The sequence below is a fragment of the Mesorhizobium sp. M7A.F.Ca.CA.001.10.2.1 genome (genome assembly GCF_003998575.1).
Classification (GTDB): domain Bacteria; phylum Pseudomonadota; class Alphaproteobacteria; order Rhizobiales; family Rhizobiaceae; genus Mesorhizobium.
Window position 1 is genome coordinate 1 of the sequence record NZ_RZQY01000442.1, and the last position, 4,963, is coordinate 4,963.

The 4,963-nt window shown below is 63.3% G+C and carries 6 protein-coding genes and 1 riboswitch; of the genes, 2 read left to right on the forward strand and 4 right to left on the reverse strand.

The genetic code is table 11. The features are described from left to right. A partial coding sequence (locus EN964_RS24160) for a 2'-deoxycytidine 5'-triphosphate deaminase (RefSeq protein ID WP_127276807.1) occupies nucleotides 1-928 on the reverse strand: 928 nt, incomplete at its 3' end. 138 nt (nucleotides 929-1,066) lie between these two features. After that, nucleotides 1,067-1,144: riboswitch (SAM riboswitch) on the forward strand. A 57-nt stretch (nucleotides 1,145-1,201) separates the two neighbouring features. Here EN964_RS24160 and EN964_RS24165 point away from each other — a divergent pair. After that, nucleotides 1,202-2,389: an O-succinylhomoserine sulfhydrylase gene (locus EN964_RS24165; protein ID WP_023811337.1), complete on the forward strand. Its 1,188-nt coding sequence runs from the start codon at nucleotides 1,202-1,204 to the stop codon at nucleotides 2,387-2,389. 21 nt (nucleotides 2,390-2,410) lie between these two features. Here the strand turns inward: EN964_RS24165 and EN964_RS24170 are convergent, their stop codons facing one another. The 3 genes from EN964_RS24170 to EN964_RS24180 all read right to left on the reverse strand — a co-directional run bounded on the left by EN964_RS24170 (nucleotide 2,411) and on the right by EN964_RS24180 (nucleotide 4,248). Further along, complete coding sequence (locus tag EN964_RS24170) at nucleotides 2,411-2,638, reverse strand: BrnA antitoxin family protein (RefSeq protein ID WP_127272043.1); 228 nt, start codon at nucleotides 2,636-2,638, stop codon at nucleotides 2,411-2,413. 82 nt (nucleotides 2,639-2,720) lie between these two features. Beyond that, nucleotides 2,721-2,990 (reverse strand): BrnT family toxin, encoded by a 270-nt coding sequence (locus tag EN964_RS24175; protein WP_127272042.1) that lies wholly within the window; start codon nucleotides 2,988-2,990, stop codon nucleotides 2,721-2,723. Between the two features lie 106 nt (nucleotides 2,991-3,096). Beyond that, the gene (locus tag EN964_RS24180; RefSeq protein ID WP_127276809.1) at nucleotides 3,097-4,248 is read right to left on the reverse strand and encodes a ceramide glucosyltransferase; all 1,152 of its coding nucleotides are present in this window, start codon (nucleotides 4,246-4,248) and stop codon (nucleotides 3,097-3,099) included. A gap of 232 nt (nucleotides 4,249-4,480) precedes the next feature. On the opposite strand from EN964_RS24180, the gene apaG reads away from it, so the two are divergent. Continuing rightward, nucleotides 4,481-4,873, forward strand: a complete 393-nt coding sequence (gene apaG, locus EN964_RS24185; RefSeq protein ID WP_013533640.1) for a Co2+/Mg2+ efflux protein ApaG — start codon at nucleotides 4,481-4,483, stop codon at nucleotides 4,871-4,873. Nucleotides 4,874-4,963 lie beyond the last annotated feature (90 nt).

Consider the following 4,963-nt stretch of genomic DNA (forward strand, 5'->3'; position numbering starts at 1 on the left):
CTTCCAGCACCGCCCGGCTGCCGGTGCCGCCGGACGCGGAATGGCCAAAGCCCGGATCGAAGAAGCCGGCATAGTGGACGCGGAACTCTCCGACCAGCGGATCGAAGGGCGTCATCTCGGCGGCGTAGAGCGGCGGTACGTGCACCGCCTCCTGGCTGACGAGGATGTAGAACTCGTCGGGGTCGAGCACCAGTTCGCCGGCGCCGCTCTTGTGGATCGGCTCCCAGAAGTCGACGACTTCCTGCGCCGCGCGCTTGTCGACATCGACGAGGCCGGTGTGATGCTTGCCGCGATAGCCGACCAGCCCGTTCTGATCGCCGTTGAGGTCGATCGACAGCGCGATGCCGCCGCCGGAAATGTTCGGCGGCTCGGTGGCGACCAGCGTCTGCGCGCGATGCAACTCGTGCAGCTCGGCTTCCGAGAGCAGCGCATTGCCGGTGCGGAAGCGGATTTGCGACAGGCGTGAGCCGGTGCGCACGACGATCGGGAAGGTGCGGGGGCTGACTTCCAGAAACAGCGGGCCGTGATAGCCGGCAGCGATCTTGTCGAACTCGTGGCCGCGATCGGTCATGACCCGGGTGAAGATGTCGAGCCGCCCGGTCGAGCTCTTCGGATTGGCCGAGGCCGAAATATCAGCCGGCAATGCCAGGCTTTCAAGCAAGGGCACGATATAGACGCAGCCGGTCTCCAGCACCGCGCCCTCGGCAAGACTGATCTCGTGCAGCTGCAGCCGGTCGAGCTTTTCCGAGACCTTGTGGTTGGGGCCGGGCAGGAAGGAGGCCCGCACCCGCCAGGCCTTGTCGCCGAGCCTGAGGTCGAGACTGGCCGGCTGGATCTGGTCGGCGTCGAGCGCACGCGCCGACTTCAGCGCGCCGGACTGGAACAGCGCCGATATGTCCTGATCGGGAAGAATGCCTGTCTGCCGCAAGGCTCCGCTCCTAGGTCAGACGTTTTTCTTGTCGCAGGTTCTGGTCGCAAAACCGTGGAACACTTTTGCGGAACCTGCTTGGTACAAACCTCTTAATGAAGCCGGCAATTGACGCAAGCGTGGCGCGGGTCTAAAGGGTCGTTATCCCGTGGTGATTTGGCCGGTCGGCTTGCAGCCACGTTAAACAAGTCGCTAAAGGACCGTCGGGCCGCAAGGCCGTATGGACCGGTTGCGACTTTCGCGGCCGGTTTTTTTGTGTCTGGAAGAAAAGCGATGAGCACCAAGAAGCACAACTGGAAGCCTCAGACGGCACTCGTGCACAGCGGAACGCTGCGTTCCGGTTTCGGCGAAACGTCGGAAGCGATCTACCTCACCCAGGGCTATGTCTACGAAACGGCGCAGGCCGCCGAAGCCCGTTTCAAGGGTGAGGAACCGGGCTTCATCTATTCGCGCTACGCCAATCCGACCGTCGACATGTTCGAAAAACGCATGTGCGCCCTGGAAGGCGCCGAAGACGCGCGCGCCACCGCGTCGGGCATGGCGGCGGTGACGGCCGCCCTTCTGTGCAGCGCCAAGGCCGGCGACCATATCGTGGCGGCACGTGCGCTGTTCGGCTCCTGCCGCTGGGTGGTCGAGACGCTGGCGCCGAGATACGGCATCGAGGCGACGCTGGTCGACGGCACCGACATCGCCAACTGGGAAAAGGCGGTCAAGCCGAACACCAAGCTGTTCTTCCTGGAAAGCCCGACCAATCCGACGCTGGAAGTGGTCGATATCGCCGCTGTCGCTTCGCTTGCCAATTCGATCGGCGCAAGGCTGATCGTCGACAATGTCTTCGCCACGCCCCTGCAGCAGAAGCCCTTGCAGCTCGGCGCCCATATCGTCGTCTATTCGGCGACCAAGCACATAGACGGCCAGGGGCGCTGTCTCGGCGGCGTCATCCTGTCGGACAAGAAGTGGATCGACGAGAACCTGCACGACTATTTCCGCCATACTGGCCCAAGCCTGTCACCCTTCAACGCCTGGACGCTGCTGAAAGGCCTGGAAACGCTGCCGCTGCGCGTGCGCCAGCAGACGGAAAGTGCCGGCCGGATCGCGGATTTCCTGGCCGAGCGGCCGGAAATCGCCCGCGTCATCTATCCCGGCCGCGCCGACCATCCGCAGGCCGACATCGTCAAGAAGCAGATGTCGGGCGGCTCGACACTGATCTGTCTCGACGTCAAGGGCGGCAAGCAGGCGGCCTTCGCCTTGCAGAACGCGCTCGACATCGTCTTGATCTCCAACAATCTCGGTGACGCCAAGAGCCTGATCACCCACCCGGCGACGACGACGCACAAGAACCTCAGCGACGAGGCGCGCGCCGAGCTCGGCATCGGGCCGGGCACGCTCAGGCTTTCGGTCGGCCTGGAGGACACCGACGATCTGCTCGAGGACATCGCGCAGGCGCTGAAGGCCAGGTAGCGCGCGAGCGTCGTCACAGGATTACAGGCCGACCGCCTTGCGCAGCACTTCGTTCATGCGGGTCTGCCAGCCATCGCCAGCGGCCTTGAAGCGGTCGAGAACGTCGGCGTCGAGGCGTAGCTGTACGGCACGTTTGGGCCGGGCAAGCGGCGGCCGGCCAACCTTGCGGCGCGAAACGGCATCGGTTGGCTGAGCATCCGGATCGGCTTCGGCCGCAGCGGTGATCTTGGCATCTTCTTCGTCGGTCATCGCGGCAAGCGCCTTTTTGGCCAACGCCAAAGCGTCAGCACGTGACAGCTGGGGCGCAGCAGCCTCACGGCGTACGATCGTCTTAGAGGTTTTCGACATAGTCCGTAATTTCCTGCCTTGTGGCCTTGCGCAGCGAAATAACGCGGATGGCGTATCGTCGCTCGACATAAACCATCACATGGACGCCAGTTCCGATCAGACCGATGGCAACGAGGCGGTCCTCGCCAAAGTCCTCGCTGTCGTCGAGCCTGATAGCGGCGTTGGCGAAGTCGAAGGATGGTGCGATCGCAAAATCCACGCCATGCTTGGCCCTGTTCATCCTGGCCTTGTTTTCATCCCACTCGAACTGCATCGCCGCCGGTGCGTTCCCATAAATTATGTATACACAAAAATAGAGCCTAACGCAACATTTCCGTATATACGATAATTATTCCAGCGGTCAAACCTAGCTGACGCCTTCAGGCGCCGGACGGCGTCTCTTCCAGCTCGGCCGTCTTGGTGCCGATGGTCATCGCATTGCCGCGCCAGTCGACGGCGCCGCCGAGCCAGCCGCGTCCCCACATCGCCGGCAGGATCAGGTCGCGCGCCATGATCGCGGCGACCATGCGTGGCGACAGGTACCAGCCCTTGGACCAGGCCAGGGCGCACTCCGGAAGGTAGAAGGCCGCCAGTACGGCAATGGCGGTTGCCCAGAGGCTGAAACCGGCACTGGCTGCGGCAATCAGCGCAAGCACCAGCGGCACCAAGGCGCCGGTCAGGATTTCGGGTGCGAAGAACAGCGGGAAAGTGACGCGGCGCAGGCGCGCCCAGCGGGCCTGACGCGACCAGATCTCGTCAAATGAGCGCCGGCCAAGCGGCTGCTCGAAGGGGGCGGCGACGAGATTGACGCGCAAGCCGAGGCTGTTCACCAGCTTGGTCGCGGCGGCGTCCTCGGCGATCTCGGCGGCCAGCGCGCGGATGCCGCCATTGGCGTCGAGCATCGGCTTGTTCCAGAGCATGCTCTTGCCCTGGGCAAAGCCAAGGCCGAGCGCCTCGCCGGCATATTGCCAGCGCGCCTGCAGCGTGTTGAGGAAAGCGCATTCGACCTCGGCCCAGAAGCCGGCAGGCCGGGAGCCGATCGGCGTCGAGCAGACAAGGCCGGTGCCGGACCGCCAGGCAGCCATCAGGTGCTGGACGTAGTCTCTCGGCATCAGCACGTTGGAATCGGCCAGGACGACCCAGTCGTGCCGCGCCGCTTCCCAGCCCTTGACGCAATTGTTGAGTTTCGGATTGGCGCTGATGCGGTCGTCGCCGATAAGCAGCCGGGCCGGAACTTTCGGAAACCGGACGATCGTCCTGTTTATCAATTTGACCACCGGATCGTCGGCATGGGCAACGCAGAAAATCAACTCGTAGCGCGGCCAATCGAGCGAGAAGGCGCGTTCCAGCGTCTCCTGCGTGAACGGCTCGACGCCGCGCGACGGCACGACGATCGACACCGGCCGCGGCTTGGCGGCCGGCGGCCCAATGGTGTGGCGCCGTTTCAGACGCGAAGCGGCGAGCACGATGCTGGCGAGATTCGAGAGGATGAGGACAGTTGAAAGCGTGGCGGCTATGAGAGTGAGTTCCATCGAGATCCGGTCACTCCAGGAAAACCGGTCCGCAAGATGGCCGGTTCAACAGTTCAGCAGAGCGCCCGAGTCGCGCATCACCAGTCCGCGCACACCATCATTGTCATATGTCACTTAAATGACATTCTTTGTCGGCACCTGCCCGCGAGGTCGGCCAGAGGAGGCTTCGGTCGGTTGACCTAACCGCACAGAGCGCCGAAAGTTCCGCTGGAACCGTTTTTTGGAGCCGCTTATGTATAGCGCCGTCACGCGCAACATCGAAGTGCAGGTCAGGCCGTTCTATCTGGAGGACCGCTCGGATCCCTCGGAGAACCGCTATGTCTGGGGCTATCAGATAACGATCGACAATCAGTCGGACGACTTCGTGCAGCTTCTGTCGCGCTATTGGCATATCACCGACGGCACTGGCCGGGTGGAGGAGGTGCGCGGCCCCGGCGTCGTCGGCGACCAGCCCGAACTCAATCCCGGCGACAGCTACCAATACACGTCCGGTTGCCCGCTCTCGACACCATCCGGCATCATGGTCGGGCACTACACGATGCGCAACAAGCGGGGCGAGACATTCGACATCGCCATTCCGGCGTTTTCGCTGGACCTGCCGGGGACGCGGCGGACGGTGAATTAGCGTCTTTCTCCCCGTTCTACGGGGAGAAATGCCCGGCAGGGCAATGAGCGACTATCTGTGGTGTCAAGTTGCATTGGCGAACTCCATGCG

Excerpts from the sequence above, each read along its gene's own strand:
- EN964_RS24175 (WP_127272042.1), bottom strand. The coding sequence starts at position 2,990 with ATGCAGTTCGAGTGGGATGAAAACAAGGCCAGGATGAACAGGGCCAAG.
- EN964_RS24180 (WP_127276809.1), bottom strand. The coding sequence starts at position 4,248 with ATGGAACTCACTCTCATAGCCGCCACGCTTTCAACTGTCCTCATCCTC.
- apaG (WP_013533640.1), top strand. The coding sequence starts at position 4,481 with ATGTATAGCGCCGTCACGCGCAACATCGAAGTGCAGGTCAGGCCGTTC.
- EN964_RS24170 (WP_127272043.1), bottom strand. The coding sequence starts at position 2,638 with ATGACCGACGAAGAAGATGCCAAGATCACCGCTGCGGCCGAAGCCGAT.
- EN964_RS24165 (WP_023811337.1), top strand. The coding sequence starts at position 1,202 with ATGAGCACCAAGAAGCACAACTGGAAGCCTCAGACGGCACTCGTGCAC.